The 13,765-nt window shown below is 67.1% G+C and carries 15 protein-coding genes and 1 tRNA gene; 7 read left to right on the top strand and 9 right to left on the bottom strand.

Features of this window, described 5'->3' with window-relative positions:
• Positions 1-100 precede the first annotated feature (100 nt).
• The gene (locus tag L687_RS25065; RefSeq protein ID WP_021198542.1) at positions 101-1,123 is read left to right on the top strand and encodes a DUF2804 domain-containing protein; all 1,023 of its coding nucleotides are present in this window, start codon (positions 101-103) and stop codon (positions 1,121-1,123) included.
• Here L687_RS25065 and L687_RS25060 read toward each other — a convergent pair.
• The gene (locus L687_RS25060) at positions 1,110-2,180 is read right to left on the bottom strand and encodes an NAD(P)-binding domain-containing protein (protein ID WP_021198541.1); all 1,071 of its coding nucleotides are present in this window, start codon (positions 2,178-2,180) and stop codon (positions 1,110-1,112) included. The two genes, L687_RS25065 and L687_RS25060, sit on opposite strands and share 14 nt — an antisense overlap.
• 146 nt (positions 2,181-2,326) lie before the next feature.
• On the opposite strand from L687_RS25060, the gene L687_RS25055 reads away from it, so the two are divergent.
• The 6 genes from L687_RS25055 (at position 2,327) to L687_RS25030 (ending at position 5,362) form a co-directional block, all read left to right on the top strand.
• A tRNA-Ala gene (locus L687_RS25055) sits at positions 2,327-2,399 on the top strand.
• Positions 2,400-2,463: 64 nt separating this feature from the next.
• On the top strand, positions 2,464-3,081 hold the full coding sequence (locus tag L687_RS25050) for a hypothetical protein (protein WP_021198540.1): 618 nt from the start codon (positions 2,464-2,466) through the stop codon (positions 3,079-3,081).
• 110 nt (positions 3,082-3,191) lie between these two features.
• Complete coding sequence (locus L687_RS25045) at positions 3,192-3,389, top strand: hypothetical protein (protein WP_021198539.1); 198 nt, start codon at positions 3,192-3,194, stop codon at positions 3,387-3,389.
• A 65-nt stretch (positions 3,390-3,454) separates the two neighbouring features.
• Positions 3,455-3,928, top strand: coding sequence for a DUF6153 family protein (locus L687_RS25040; protein ID WP_046398860.1), 474 nt, complete (start codon positions 3,455-3,457; stop codon positions 3,926-3,928).
• A gap of 106 nt (positions 3,929-4,034) precedes the next feature.
• A complete protein-coding gene (locus L687_RS25035; protein ID WP_021198537.1) occupies positions 4,035-4,640 on the top strand; it encodes a DUF305 domain-containing protein in 606 nt (201 codons plus the stop codon).
• 71 nt (positions 4,641-4,711) lie between these two features.
• A complete protein-coding gene (locus tag L687_RS25030) occupies positions 4,712-5,362 on the top strand; it encodes a CueP family metal-binding protein (protein WP_046398859.1) in 651 nt (216 codons plus the stop codon).
• A gap of 106 nt (positions 5,363-5,468) precedes the next feature.
• Here the strand turns inward: L687_RS25030 and L687_RS25025 are convergent, their stop codons facing one another.
• The 8 genes from L687_RS25025 to L687_RS24990 form a co-directional block, all read right to left on the bottom strand.
• Positions 5,469-5,753, bottom strand: coding sequence for a hypothetical protein (locus L687_RS25025; RefSeq protein ID WP_021198535.1), 285 nt, complete (start codon positions 5,751-5,753; stop codon positions 5,469-5,471).
• Positions 5,754-5,858: 105 nt separating this feature from the next.
• On the bottom strand, positions 5,859-6,866 hold the full coding sequence (locus L687_RS25020) for an Lrp/AsnC family transcriptional regulator (protein WP_021198534.1): 1,008 nt from the start codon (positions 6,864-6,866) through the stop codon (positions 5,859-5,861).
• Positions 6,867-6,889: 23 nt separating this feature from the next.
• Positions 6,890-7,789 carry an alpha/beta fold hydrolase gene (locus L687_RS25015; RefSeq protein WP_021198533.1) on the bottom strand — a complete coding sequence of 300 codons (900 nt, stop codon included), beginning with the start codon at positions 7,787-7,789 and terminating at the stop codon, positions 6,890-6,892.
• A 30-nt stretch (positions 7,790-7,819) separates the two neighbouring features.
• Positions 7,820-8,998 carry a M24 family metallopeptidase gene (locus L687_RS25010; RefSeq protein WP_021198532.1) on the bottom strand — a complete coding sequence of 393 codons (1,179 nt, stop codon included), beginning with the start codon at positions 8,996-8,998 and terminating at the stop codon, positions 7,820-7,822.
• Positions 8,999-9,007: 9 nt separating this feature from the next.
• Positions 9,008-9,907, bottom strand: coding sequence for an ABC transporter permease (locus L687_RS25005; RefSeq protein ID WP_021198531.1), 900 nt, complete (start codon positions 9,905-9,907; stop codon positions 9,008-9,010).
• On the bottom strand, positions 9,904-10,866 hold the full coding sequence (locus tag L687_RS25000) for an ABC transporter permease (RefSeq protein WP_021198530.1): 963 nt from the start codon (positions 10,864-10,866) through the stop codon (positions 9,904-9,906). Before L687_RS25000 ends, L687_RS25005 begins: the two co-directional genes overlap by 4 nt.
• 32 nt (positions 10,867-10,898) lie before the next feature.
• Complete coding sequence (locus L687_RS24995) at positions 10,899-12,518, bottom strand: ABC transporter substrate-binding protein (RefSeq protein WP_021198529.1); 1,620 nt, start codon at positions 12,516-12,518, stop codon at positions 10,899-10,901.
• The gene (locus L687_RS24990; RefSeq protein WP_021198528.1) at positions 12,518-13,723 is read right to left on the bottom strand and encodes a dipeptidase; all 1,206 of its coding nucleotides are present in this window, start codon (positions 13,721-13,723) and stop codon (positions 12,518-12,520) included. Before L687_RS24990 ends, L687_RS24995 begins: the two co-directional genes overlap by 1 nt.
• Between the last annotated feature and the right edge of the window lie 42 nt (positions 13,724-13,765).

Raw genomic sequence — 13,765 nt, 5'->3', positions numbered from 1 at the left:
CGGTTTTCCCACAGGACCCCCGCCGTTCGTCGCCCGGTCCTCTACACTCAGGGCAACGACACCGACCCGAGACGGTGTCCCTCCGGACAGCAGGACGACGATGCCCACACCGCTGATCGAGCGCGAGATCACCGCGCATGTATCTCTCACCACGCCCACCGGGATGCTGAACCGGGAGGCTCTCGGCTGGTCGCGCACACCGGTTCACGACACCTCGGGTATCCCCGGCCGCGGCCACTGGGGGCGCAACAAGCGGTGGGAGTACTGGAACGTGATGACGCCGTCGCACATCGTCGCCGTCACGGTCTCGTGCGTCGACTACATGGCTCTGCACGAGTTGTGGGTGCTCGATCGCGCGACCGGTGACGACATCGACACGACGGTGATCTCGCCGGGAGGGCGCAGCGCGACGCTCCCGTCGTCTCTCGGCGCGGGGCCCGCCCGCGCGCGCACGCGTCGGATCACCGTCGACATCGACGAGGCCTTCGACGGAACACGCCTGCGCGCCTCCACCCCCCGCGTCTCGATCGACCTGCTGGCTGGTCGCCTGGAGGCACACGAGTCGCTCGGTGTCGTCGTGCCGTGGCGCCTCGGCGACGAGATCCCCCATTTCCAGTACACGGTCAAAGATGTGGCACGCCCGGCCACCGGAACAGTGACCGTGGACGGAGTGGCGCACGAGGTGCCGACCGGAAGCTGGGCCGTACTGGACCACGGTCGCGGGCGCTGGCCGTATCGCGTGCGCTGGAACTGGGCTGCGGCCAGCGGTGTCGTCGACGGCCGCGTCATCGGGCTGCAGCTCGGTGCGAAGTGGACCGACGGCTCGGGTGCCACGGAGAACGCGCTGCTCGTCGACGGTCGGCTGTCGAAGATCAGTGAAGAGCTCGTGTGGGATTACGACTCCGAACATTTCATGCGTCCGTGGCACGTGCACGGGACGAGCGCCGACCTCGTGTTCACCCCGTTCTACGACAAGCACTCGCACACGAACGCGCTGGTGATCTCGAGCCGGACCGATCAACTGTTCGGTGTCTGGACCGGCTGGGTGCGCGACGAGAACGGAACGCGGGTGCGCGTCGACGGCATCGAGGGATTCGCGGAGGAGGTGCTCAACCGCTGGTGATGCGCACGCCTGCAGACTGCAGCGCGCGCTGCACTCCCTTCGCCGCCGAGCGACCAGCACGATTGGCGCCGATCGTGCTCGCCGACGGCCCGTAGCCGACCAACTGCACGCGGGGGTCTGCGACCGCCGTCGTACCTCGACCGTTTCGGTCGAGCTGGATGCCCCCGGCCGCACTGCGCAGGTGCAGAGGGGCGAGGTGACTGATCGCAGGGCGGAAGCCGGTGGCCCACAGGATGACGTCGAGCTGCTCGAAGCTGCCGTCTGCCCAGCGCACGCCGTCGGGTTCGATCCGTTCGAACAGGGGGCGCCGGTCGGCGTAGGCACCCAGACGCTCGGCCTCCCGCTCCTGCGGGCGGAGCATGAGTCCGGTGACGCTGACCACGCTCTCCGGAGGGAGACCGGCCGCGACGCGCTGCTCCACGAGGGCGACGGCTGCGGCTCCCGCTTCCGGCGTGAAGTCGTCATGGCGCCACACCGGTTCGCGCCGGGTCACCCACAGGGTGTCGGTGATCGGCGCCAGCGCCCCGAGGAACTGCACGGCCGACGCTCCCCCGCCCACGACGAGCACCCGCTTGCCGATGAAGTGCTCGGGCCCCGGGTAGTCCACGGTGTGCAGCTGTTCACCGACGAACGTCTCCATGCCGGGGAAGTGCGGGAGGAACGGATGCGTCCAGGTGCCGGTCGCATTCACGAGGGTGCGGGTCGTCCACTCCCCCTCACGTGCCCGCACGACGAGAAGACCCTCGTGGTCCTCGACGCGCTCGACGTGCACGGGGCGGAGCACCGGGAGTTCGTGCGTCTTCTCGTATCGCGCGAAGTATGCGGGCACGGCCTCGTTGGCGCGTGCACCGTCGCGGGGCGGCGGTGTGTCGCCGGGCAGTTCGGCGACGCCGTGCACATCGCGCATCGTCAGCGCGTTCCACCGGTGCTGCCAGGCGCCGCCGGGCTGTCCGTCGGCGTCGAGAACCACATGCGAGATACCCAGCCTCGAGAGGTGGAAGGATGCCGAGAGGCCGGCCTGCCCTGCGCCGATCACCAGACTGTCGAGGATGCTCACGCCGGTTTCAACGCCCGGCGCCGCGCGCTTGTTCCTCCCCTCCGCACTCCACTGTGACGCGCCCGGGATGCCCGCCCCGATTGGTGTTCGCGTCGATTCGTGTAGTACTCTTTTCAAGTTGCTCCGGCTGGTCCGGAACAGCGTCTGGGCCTGTGGCGCAGCTGGTAGCGCACCTGCATGGCATGCAGGGGGTCAGGGGTTCGAGTCCCCTCAGGTCCACAGAAAAAGCCCCCGGTTCTCCGGGGGCTTTCTTCGTCTCACGCGGTAGTGACCAGGAGGCACCATGACGCACGCGCCCCTGGGCTACGCGGATCGTGTGCGTGCGTCGCGGGGATATCGGACGGTGAGCCAGCTCATCGCGGACGACCTCAACGTCTTCCTCGATCCTTTCTCCGCCCTCCTCTCCGCGCACGCCGAGATCGGGACCGGCAATGTGTTCTGTCCGAACGTCCGCATCGACGCCGACCCCGGCACTCTCCTCATCGGTGACGACAACCGCTTCTTCGAGGGCACCCGAATCGAGGCGACCGCCGGCGGACGCGTGAGCATCGGCACCGACAACGAGTTCGGCCCGCATGCGGTGGCTCTGCTCGCGAACCGTTCCGATTCCGTGATCACGATCGGCAACCGGGTGCGTCTGATCGGGAGGATCGACCTCGCCGGCGCTTCCACTCTGGGCGATGGATCGCAGATCCTCGGCGATGTCACGGCGGTGAACGTCGCGCTCGCGAGCGGCGGGAGCCACCGCGACCCCGATCCTGACCTGCGCGGCGCCGTGCTCAAAGGACGAGGCCGGGCCACCGGACTCACGCTGGCTCGCGGCCACGTCATCAATGCAGACGGTGATTTCGGCACCGCAGCCGTAGAGGCCCAATCGGTCTATCACCCTCGCCCTGCCTGATGACCGCGCCGGATCAACCGCGCTAGCGCGCGTCTGCACGAGCGTCAACCCGATTCCGACCGCACGCCCCGCGTTCTACCGTGAACCCATCTCGACGAAAGGATGCGATCATGTCGAACCCGATCATTCCCCCGGTTCCCCCGCTCCCCCATGACGACGACCCGACCGACCCGACGGGTGTGCCGACGAGGGAGGTCGACGGCGAGCGTGTTCTCGATCCGGATGTCGATGACGCGCTCGTCGACAGCGCCGAGGCCGACCGCGTCGCGGCCGGCGCGGACGAGCACGACGACGGCCCCGACATCTGACTGCACACCCTCGCCGGCCCGCAGCGCACCGGTCGCCGTCACCCGCGCCCCGTAGACTTGCTCTCATGGCACCGGTGGCGGCGACGTGGTCCGGAAGAGGCTCATCGAGCGTCTTCCGGGGTGTGCTGTCGGGCGTGCTCCTCGTCGCCGCAGTCATCCTGGGGCTGCTGGGGATGCACACCCTGAATCTGCACGGCACTGCGGCGGCCGACACTCCGGCGGCGGCGATTTCGGCGGTGATGACCGTGTCCGAGCCGGTATCCGCGCATCACGGCACAGCGCAGGTGCAGGCGCTCCCGTCCGAAGACCCGTCCGGCACGACCGCGATGTCCTGCGCAGGCTGCGGCACCGATGATCACGCCGGCATGGCGATGATGTGCGTCCTCGCGCTCCTCCTCGCCCTCGTGCTCCTCATCGCGCCTGGAATGCTTCGCGGCTGGACGGCGATGCTCCTCCGCTCGCCCCTTCTCGAGGTCCTGGCCGCGCGGGTCCTCCCCCGCGCCCCTTCTCTGCACGTTCTCTGCATCAGTCGCACCTGAGCAGCCGTCGAGCCCGTGCTCTCGCGCCACGGCTCCAGGCCTCTCACCCTCGCGCGCCGCCGTCCGGCGTGTGCGCAACGACTATGCGTATTTGGAGAACACACCCATGAAGATTCGTGCTGCGGCAACAGCCGCACTCACCCTGTCCGCCGTTCTGCTGCTGTCCGGCTGCGCGACCGGCACCGACGACGCTTCCATGCCCGGCATGGACCACAGCTCGTCGTCACCATCGGCCGGCATGAGCGATGCCGACGTCAACGATGCCGACGTCATGTTCGCCTCGATGATGATCGTGCACCACGAACAGGCGATCGAGATGAGCGACATCGTGCTCGGCGTGGAGGGGATCGACCCCGAGGTGGCCGAACTCGCCCAGCGGATCAAGGCCGCGCAGGGTCCGGAGATCGAACAGCTCGAGGGCTGGTTGGACGATTGGGGCATCGGCTCCGACGACCGCGACGCGAACGGGATGGACCACGGCGACGGGATGATGAGCGACGACGACCTCGCCGCGCTCCGCTCCGCCGACGGTCCCGAAGCGTCGCGCCTGTTCCTCGACCAGATGATCGTGCACCACGAGGGAGCCATCGAGATGGCGCGGGCGGAGGTCGACGGCGGGAGCGATCCGGAAGCGATCGAACTCGCCCAGACGATCATCGACGCGCAGACCGAGGAGATCCAGGAGATGAACGACCTCCTCTCCACCCTCTGAACCCATTCCGGGGTCGGTGTCGGCGTATCCCGGCCCGACACCGACCCCACCTCGTACGAAGGACCGTCCCCATGAACCATCCCCTCCCCTCCACCACGTCTCCCGCCTCTCCCGCTGTCTCCCCATCACCCCGACGACGGAGGCTGTCCGCAGGGCTCGCCGCGTTGGCCGTCGCCGGAATCGCCCTGTCCGGGTGCGCGCCCGCCGTCTCCCCCGCCGACGTCGACTCGGTGGCGTCGGCGCAGGACCTGCTCGCCGCGCACGACCTCGCCGGGCTCGACGTCGGCGAGGTGATCGAACGACTCGACGCGATGCCCGTGGCGGACCGCCCGGACGATCTCCTCGCATCCGTCGAACCCGACGCGCTCCTGCTGCGTGACACCAGCGGCCGGGAGAATCGGCTGCCGATGCCCGACGACGCGGTGTACATCTCGATCGCACCATTCCGCGAACAGACCCACGAGTGCCATTTCCACAGCCTCACGACGTGCGTCGGCGAGCTCTCCGACACCGAGATGCGCATCGCCCTCACCGCCGACGACGGGACGGTGCTCATCGACGAGATGCGCCGCACCCACGACAACGGGTTCACCGGCGTCTGGGTGCCTCGGGGAATCGAGGCGACGCTGACCGTCGAGAGCGCCGGCCTGACGGGCACCGTGCCGCTGTCGACCACGTCGCCGGACGATCGCACGTGCGTGACCGATCTGCAGCTGCTGTGATCCCGCACGTGGCCGCCTGAGCTCCGCAGCGCGGCACGGAGGAAGCGCACCCCCTCGGAGATCGAGGAGGTGCGCTTCTTCGTTCGCTGTCCGTGCCGCGGGATGACTAGGTCGCCAGCAGCGGCGGCCGATGGGGGATGGAGATCGGACGTGTGGCCCTGCTCGAACCACGCATCCTCTCGACATCCTCGAGCACCTCGAATGCGGTTCCATAACGCGTGGCGAGTGGCAGGTCACGCAGCCAGGTCACCTCGACCTCGGTCTCGGCGAGTTCGTACACGCACGCGACGACATGGCGCGGGTCGTTGGGCGAGTATCGAAGGTCGTTGATCACCCATTCCGACGCCGTGATGCGATTCAGCATGAAACGCGGATCCGGAAGTTCAGACATGTGGGGCCCTCCAGGACTCTCTCTCCACAGAGAGTGCGCCACAAACCGCGCCCGGGGAAGCCCCTTGACACCACGCGCGGAGGGTGCCGTCACGGAAACCCGGGGCTACGACCCGGCGTCCACAGCCCCTGCCGAGGCCACCTGGGCCCGCCACCACGGCGTCTCGATGAAGCCGCGCTTCATGAAGACGAGCTCCATCGCCGCATTCCATCCGCGAACTCCCTTGAGGTGCGCGATGGTCCCGGTGAGGAAGTCGTGCAGGGTCTCGGTGCTCGGAAGGATGATCTCGCAATAGAGCGAGTTCTCCTCCAACGCCGCGGCGAGGAATCGCACCGACACGTGATGGGCGAGCGTCTGGGCGACGGAGGCGATCCGCGACGGTTCTACCCGCAGGATCAACAGTGTCTCGGCACTCATCCCCAGTGCCGATGCCGGCACCATCGTCACGGTGGTCAGGCATCCGGCGTTGCGCATCCGCTCGTAGCGACGGCGCACGCTGCTCTCGTTCATGTCGAGCGTGTCGCCGATCGACTGGAACGACGCACGGCCGTTGTGACGCAGCTCTTCGACGATGGCCCGGTCGGCGTCATCGAAGTGCGTGGGATCGCAAGTGTTCGGCGCGGGCATGTACGACTGCGGGTCGCTTGCAGCCTCGGCATGGGCGTCGTAGAGCTGCCGCCCCCAGTCGAAGCTCACCTTGTACGTGTGCACGACCAGGTCGCTGCGCCACCGTTCGACGCCCGGGATCGCCTGCAGATCGGTGAGGACATGCGCATACGTCGCGGAGTCGCCCGGGATGACGACCTCGGCGAACACGTCGAACTTGCCGGTCACCAAGGTCACGAAGCGCACGTAGGGCGAGCCGATCAGCGCCTGCGCGACACTCAACTGCGACCCCGGTGTGCAGTTGATGCGCACGAAGAAGGTCTCCACGTGCCCTTCGCTGCCCAGGGTCGGCACGATCCCTACACGCACCAGCCCTTCCGCCAGCAGCTGCTGGCCGCGTCGCGTGACGGTCGAGACCGATGCTCCGGCGAACTCCGCGATCGATGTCCAGCTTGCGCGCCCGTCCTGCTGCAGCGCTACGACGATCCGTCGGTCGAGGTCGTTCACTTCTCTCGTCAGGTGAACACTGCTCATCGGGTCGGCGGGTACACCCGGTGCAGGAACGTGCGCACGGTCTTCGTCCACGCCTCTGCCTCCTCGATCTGCGGGGAGTGCCCCGATTTCTCGAACACCACCATCTCGGAGTCCGGGATGAGATCGGCGATCGTCTGGCTACACGATACTGGCGTGATCCAGTCCGTCCGGCCCACGGTGATGAGTGTCGGCACACCGATCTCGTGCAGCCGTGGCTTGAGGTCATAATTCGGGAGGTTCACCGAGAAGGCGTAGTTGTGCGCGCGGTAGCGGTACGGCGTGGCCTGCACCTTGCGCTCGGTCGCCTCCGGATCGTAGACGAAGTCGTACAGAGGCAGGATCTCGCGCCAGCAGTCCTTGAGGTCTTCATCGTCGTGGACCTGTCCCACGTCGATGCGATCGAACTTCTCCATGTCGATCGTCACGCGGTCGGAGGCGAGCGCGTTCTCGCGAGCCAGATGGGCGTTGGAGTTGTCCGGCGAAGTGTCGCGCAGCACGATGGCCGCCACCCGCTCCGGGTATCGCAGCGCGTACTCCATGGCCATGAAGCCGCCGTACGAGCCCCCCGCCATCACGATCTTCTCGGCGCCGATCCATTCCCGCAGACCATCGATGTCCGCCGCCCACTGCTCGTGGCTGTAGACGCCTTCCCCGTCGCTCTGGCCGCTCCCGCGCGCATCGAACACCACGACGCGGTACTCGTCGGCCAGGCGCCCGAAGCTGGCACGCGGTTCCGCACGGGAACCGAGACCAGGAGCACCGTGGTGGGTGATGATGACGGGCGCCCCCTCAGGACCGAGCACCTCGACGGCCAGGTGGTTGCCGTTGATCTCGACCCACTCGTGGGTGCTGGTGGCTGCGGCGAACTCCGGCGATACCGGCGGTGTCGATGTCATGTTCTCTTCTCTCTCTCGGATTCCGGGGCGTCAGAGCGCGATGGTGCAGTCGTCGAGACTGCGGGGGTAGGTGGTCAGAGGTTCGGCGCCGGTGTCCGTCACGAGCATGCTGTCGCTGATGCGGTACCCCGCGTGCTGTGGGACGTAGATGCCCGGCTCGTTCGAGACGACCATGCCCGCCTCCAGCAGCGTCGCATCGCCGTCTTCCAGCCAGGGCGCCTCGTGCATGCCGAGACCGATTCCGTGTCCTTGACGATGCCGGATGAACGCGCCGAGTCCGGCACCGCGGATCACGTCGAGACAGAGGCGGTTGGCTTCGCGACACTCGAGCCCGGCGCGGATGGTCTCACGCCCGAGCTGCTGCGCCGCGTTGATCGTGTCGTGGTAGCGCCGCTGCTCCGCCGTGGGCTCGCCCAGCACGAAGGTGCGCTCGCCCTCGATGAAGCGACCGCCCACCGCGCAGCCCAACGACAGCATGAAGGTGTCGCCGGCTTTGAGGCGGTTCACCGACGGGAGCCCGTGTGGGAAGGCGGAGTTCGCGCCGGAGTAGACCAGCCCGCCGGCGAGCAGGGAGGCCACCACCACGTTGCGGTGCTCTGCGTACATGATGCCGGTACCCGTCGCCGTGACGTGACGCTCGAGCTCGGCCTCGGTGGGGAGCTCTCCCCCGGCTGCGACGGCCTCGACCACCAGCGAAACCCCGGCCTCGAGCATCCGATCCGTCACGCGGGCGGCCTCGCGGTGCAGGGTCACCTCCTCGGGGAACTTCACGAAACGGGCGCGGGTCAACAGATCCGAGGCGACGAGATCGGCTCCGGGCATCGCCTCCCTCGCCGCCGAGAGACGGGAGAACGGCATGGACGACGCGAACCCGACCCGCCCCCGCGGCGAGACCGCGCGAGCCAGAGCCTCGAACGGTGCAACGACTCCGGGGAACTCGAAGAACGCCACCAGTTCTGCCCTCGCGGACTGCGACTCTGCGTACTCGCGTTCCAGTTCGGGCAACAGCATCACCACCCTGCCGTTCGCCTCGATCCAGATCGCCACCGGACGCTCGGAAGGGTGGTGGAAGAAGCCGGTGAGGTACGCGATGTCCTCCGGATGGTCGGTGAGGAAGGCGTCGAAGCCCTGCGCCCCCATCCGGTCGCGGACACCGGTCTGCACGCGATCGAAGAACTCGGGCGCGAGCCGCTGGTCGAACTCGGTCATCTCCGGCTCCTATCGGGCGAGGTGGCGCGGGTTGCGCGCATCGTTGTAGGCGATCGACAACAGGGTCGCGGACAGCACCAGGATGAGGATCGCGATCGAGGGGAACAGCGTCAGCCACCAGGCACTGACCATCGCGCCGGCCTGCTGCGCCTCGTAGAGGATGCGACCCCAGGACCAGGTCGTCGGGTCGCCGAGGCCGAGGAAGGCGAGTCCGGCGGCCGAGAGCACGGCCCGCGAGGCGGTCACGACCACGGACACCACGACCACCGGCGTGACGGCGGGGAGGACGTGTTTCGTGATGATCCAGACCGGAGAGGTGGTCATCAGGCGCGAGGCATCGACATAGGGCAGCCCGACCACGGTCAGCGCCTGCGAGCGCACGAGACGGGTGACCTCCGGCCAGGAGAACGCGGCGACCACGAAGATGATCGTCGACGTGCTCGGCCCCACGAGCGCGGCGATCAGGATCATGAGCGGGAGCACCGGCAGCGAGAGCGTCATGTCGACGATCACGCTGATAAAGCTGTCGAGCTTGCGGAAGTAGGCGCCGAGAACAGCGATGATCGTGCCGAAGACGATCGCGATCAGCGAGGCGGCCACCGCGACGAGCACACTCTGCTGCGTTCCCCAGATCACCTCGGAGAAGACATCGCGGCCCAGTGCGTCGGTACCGAACCAGTGGTCGCCGCTCGGCGGACGCAGGACGTCCGGTCCGTAGCTGGCGGGATAGGGCGCGATCAGCGGCGCCGCGAGAGCCACGATCACCAGCAGGATCAGCAGCCCGAGCGAGATCATGCCGAGCGGGTCCCGGCGGAAAGCGCGCCAGGTGTGCGCGCTCGCCCGCTCGCTGCCGGCGGCGGTCGGCTCGCTCGGAGCGAGGGTCTCTGAGGCGGGCATCGGAGCGGTCATGAGGTCTTCACTCTCGGGTCCAGGTAGCCGTAGATGATGTCGGTGATCGTGTTGGCGACCACGACGGTGATGGCGAGCATGAGGAAGGCGCCCTGCAGCACGGGGAAGTCGAGCTGTGTGACGGCCTCGTAGATCCCGCGCCCGATGCCCGGATAGGCGAACACGGTCTCGGTGAGTACTGCACCGCCGACCAGGAATCCGAGTTGCAGGCCGATCAGGGTCGTGGTGGGGAGCAGGGCGTTGCGCAGGGCGTGCTTCCAGAGGATGCGGCTGCCACGGATGCCGTTCGCCTTCGCCAGGAGGATGTAGTCCTCGCCGAGCGTCTCGATCAGCGTCGAACGCATCGTGAGCACGTAGGAGCCGACCTGGATGAGCATGAGCGACACCGCCGGGAGGACGAGGTGCTGCGCGACGCTGAGGTACCACTCGAAGCCGTAGGTGTTGTTGGTGTAGGCACCTCCGATCGGGAACCATCCGAGGTTCAACCCGAACACGAAGAGCAGGAGGATGGCGACGCTCGGGACGAACAGGGACTGCCCCGTCACGCCGACCACCTGCACCGCCCTGTCGATGAAGCGCCCCTTGTGGGACGCGGCCGCGACGCCGAGTGGAACGCCGATGAGGATCGTGAGCACCAGTGCCGTGATCGTCAGGAGAAGGGTCCACGGCAGCCGCTGCATGAGGACATCGGTGACCGGGATCGACTGCGTGAACGAGATGCCGAGGTTGCCCTGCAGCAGCTGCCACATGTAGAGCCCGTATTGCACGATCAGGGGCTGGTCCAGCCCGTACTGCTCGAGGATGGTCGCCCGGATGTCGTCCGTCATGTTCGGACTCGCCAGCGCCAGGGCCGGGTCGCCGGGAAGCAGACGCAGGAGCAGGAACGTCACGGTCACGGCGAACCAGATCGTGAGCAGACCTCGACCCACGCGACGGAGAATGAACGATGCTCGGGACACCCGGGCGACCTTCCTCGAGATTTCAGTGGTTGTTACTCGACCGGGTGCGCGCTCGCGAGCGAGAGCGGGTTCACGATCGAGAGCAGCTCGCTCGGCTTCGAGATGAAGCCGGCCCATTCGTCGCTGGCCGCGAAGAACAGGTTCTGCGTGTACATGATGTTGTCGTAGACCTGCTCGTGCACGATCTTGTTCGCCTCACGCATGATCGAGATCTTCTCGTCCTCGTCGAACGTCACCATGCCCTCCTCGATCAGCGCGTTCAGGTCGGCGTCGTCGACATGGGTGTAGTTGATCGCACCGCCGGGAAGGTACGACAGCGAGAAGTTCGTCACCGGATCGTCCATGATCGCGAAGTTGCCCGCGTAGATGTCGTAGTCGCCCTCGCTGGTCATCGAGAGGTATGTGTTGCGCTCGGTGCCCTGCAGCTCGATCGTGATGCCGGCCTCCGCCGCGCTGTCCTTCACCATCTGCGCCCATTGGCTGGTCACGCTGTCCTGCAGCGAGTAGATCAGCCGGAACGAGACGGGGAAATTCCCGTTCGCGTCTGCCGTGTAACCGGCCTTCTCCATGAGGGAGCGCGACTTCTCGGGATCGAACTCGTACTCCTTCACCGACTTGTCGTAGTACTTCGCGAGCACTGGCATCAGAGCGCTGGAACCTGTCGAGACGGCCTGCCCCTGCAGCACGACGGTGCGGATCGCGTCATAGTCGACCGCATGGGCCAGAGCCTGTCGCACCTCGGTCTTCGCGAGGTCGGGCTTGTCCATGTTGTAGACCAGGTGCGCGTAGCCGAGCCCGGGCGCCTCGACGACCTGGAGGCCGTCGGTGCTGCTGAGCTGCTCGACCTGTGCGGGTGGCAGCGCATTCGCGATCACGTCGATCTCGCCGCTCTGCAGCGCCAGGATCTCGGTGTTCACGTCCGGGTACACGCGGTACACGACCTCGGCGGGCCCGGGGACGCCGCCCTTGACGAGCGGGTAGTCCTCGACGCGCTTCAGCGTGTAGTGCTGACCGACCTGGAAGTCGCTCATGATGAACGGCCCCATGCCCACCCAGCCTCCGGCGCTGCCGTCGTTCGCGAACTCGGCGATCGACCCCTGCGGCTCGAACACGTGCTTCGGAACGACGACGCCCCAGAAGCCGATCTCTTCGACGATCGAGGAGTCGGGCTGGGTGAGGGCGAGCTCGACGCGGGTTTCCGACACCGCGGTCGCGGTGTCGAGGTTGCCCAGCTGCCCGTAGAACGTGCCAGGAGCCTGATCGCGCTTGACGGCGTTCAGCGTCCAGGCGACGTCCTCGGCGGTGAGGGGCTCACCATCGCTCCAGGTGAGATCGTCGCGGATCTCGTAGAAGCCGGTGGTGTCGTCCACGTAGCCCCAGTCGGTGGCCACGTGGGCTTCCTTGGTGCCGTCGTCGCTGATGCTCAGCAGATGCGGATACATCAGGTTCGTGATCCACGAGTCCGTGCGGCTGTTGCCGAGGACCGGATTGAAGTTCACGACATCTGTCGTCGTGCCGATGCTGATCGTCTCGTCGCTGGGGCCGGTGGAGCCGGATGACTCCCCCGGTTCCGGCGCGGACGGGGCGCACGCGGCGAGGCCGACGGCGAGAGCCGCGGCCGCACCGAGGGCGAGGAACTTGCTGTACTTCATCAGACCCAAACCTCCTCGAGTACGCGCATGGTGTTCCCTCCGACGACGGCGCGAATCTCGTCGTCGGAGTAGTCGTGCTTCACGAGCCAGCCGATGATGTTGTAGAAGGCCTCGGCCGGGTTCTCGATGCCGTCGACGTACGGCTGCTTCTCGTAGTCGACGTTCGCATGTGCCTGCCCGAGCGACAGGTTCGACGAGAACGCGTCGTGCAGGCCGACGTGATCGCCGAACAGCGTGTCAGGACCGAAGCTGACGTGCTCGAGTCCCACCAGGTCCACGCAGTACTGGAAGTGGTCCATGACCGATTCCAGGGAGTGCTTCGGGTGCTGGGGGGAGATCGTCGTGTGAGGGGCGGCCTCGATTCCGATCACGCCGCCACGCTTGGCGCATTCGATGATCGTCTCATCCGTCTTCATGCGGTTCGTCGGCCACAGGCCGCGCGCACCGGCGTGCGTGATGAATACCGGCTTGGTCGAGTGGGCGATCACATCGAGACAGGTCTGGTCACCGGAGTGGGAGATGTCGATCGCGATGCCGAGCTTGTTCATACGCTCGACCGCGCGCTCGCCGAAGTAGGTCAACCCGCCGTCTCCGCGCTCTTTGAGACCGCCGCCGAGCATGTTCGCCTCGGAGTATGCGATGCCCATCTGCCGCACGCCGAAGCCGTACAGGACGTCGAGGCGGTCGACCTCGTTCTCGATCATGGTCGAGGCTTCGAGCGCGAAGATGTGCGCGACCCGTCCGGTCTCGGCGGCGTGACGGATGTCCTTGATCGACTCGGCCTTGATCACGTAGTCCTGGTGTGCGAGGTCGGCCATGCGCACGCCGAGGTCGAACAGCACGTCCTGGTACTTCCAGCCGGCATCGCTCGAGATGCAGCAGGTGCCATCCATGCCGTTGTCGAACACGGCGGTCAACCCGGAGCGGGCGAGGCCCTGGTAGCCGGTGGGTTCGCGGCCCTGGCGGATGTGGTCGCGCAGCTCGCCCATGTCCTCGGGAAAGACCTGCACGTGCTCGTGCAGGGAGATCACGGTCTCTTCGCGAAGCAGACGTTCGGTGCGTTCCTGCTGCGCGGCACTGAGCCCGAGGTCGTAGGCCGGCACACGGCCGATCTGCTTGGCGTAGCGGAACTCGCGGTAGTCCTTGCCGGCTTCCAGGTAGTCGTACGCGGTGTAGCCGGTGTACCGGCCAGCTTGTTCGAGCACGGATGCGCTCCTTCGGTTCGATGATGCGGGTGCCCCTCCCGG

The organism is Microbacterium maritypicum MF109, assembly GCF_000455825.1.
In the GTDB taxonomy this organism is placed as follows: Bacteria; Actinomycetota; Actinomycetes; order Actinomycetales; family Microbacteriaceae; genus Microbacterium; species Microbacterium maritypicum_A.
Note: the sequence above shows the minus strand (reverse complement) of the source record. Positions and strands in the feature narration are given on the sequence as shown.

Bases quoted from the DNA above. Each gene is read 5' to 3' on its own strand.
- L687_RS24995 (WP_021198529.1), bottom strand. From the start codon at position 12,518: ATGAAGTACAGCAAGTTCCTCGCCCTCGGTGCGGCCGCGGCTCTCGCC.
- L687_RS25040 (WP_046398860.1), top strand. From the start codon at position 3,455: ATGGCACCGGTGGCGGCGACGTGGTCCGGAAGAGGCTCATCGAGCGTC.
- L687_RS25025 (WP_021198535.1), bottom strand. From the start codon at position 5,753: ATGTCTGAACTTCCGGATCCGCGTTTCATGCTGAATCGCATCACGGCG.
- L687_RS25045 (WP_021198539.1), top strand. From the start codon at position 3,192: ATGTCGAACCCGATCATTCCCCCGGTTCCCCCGCTCCCCCATGACGAC.
- L687_RS25035 (WP_021198537.1), top strand. From the start codon at position 4,035: ATGAAGATTCGTGCTGCGGCAACAGCCGCACTCACCCTGTCCGCCGTT.
- L687_RS25030 (WP_046398859.1), top strand. From the start codon at position 4,712: ATGAACCATCCCCTCCCCTCCACCACGTCTCCCGCCTCTCCCGCTGTC.
- L687_RS25015 (WP_021198533.1), bottom strand. From the start codon at position 7,789: ATGACATCGACACCGCCGGTATCGCCGGAGTTCGCCGCAGCCACCAGC.
- L687_RS25010 (WP_021198532.1), bottom strand. From the start codon at position 8,998: ATGACCGAGTTCGACCAGCGGCTCGCGCCCGAGTTCTTCGATCGCGTG.
- L687_RS25065 (WP_021198542.1), top strand. From the start codon at position 101: ATGCCCACACCGCTGATCGAGCGCGAGATCACCGCGCATGTATCTCTC.
- L687_RS25050 (WP_021198540.1), top strand. From the start codon at position 2,464: ATGACGCACGCGCCCCTGGGCTACGCGGATCGTGTGCGTGCGTCGCGG.
- L687_RS25005 (WP_021198531.1), bottom strand. From the start codon at position 9,907: ATGACCGCTCCGATGCCCGCCTCAGAGACCCTCGCTCCGAGCGAGCCG.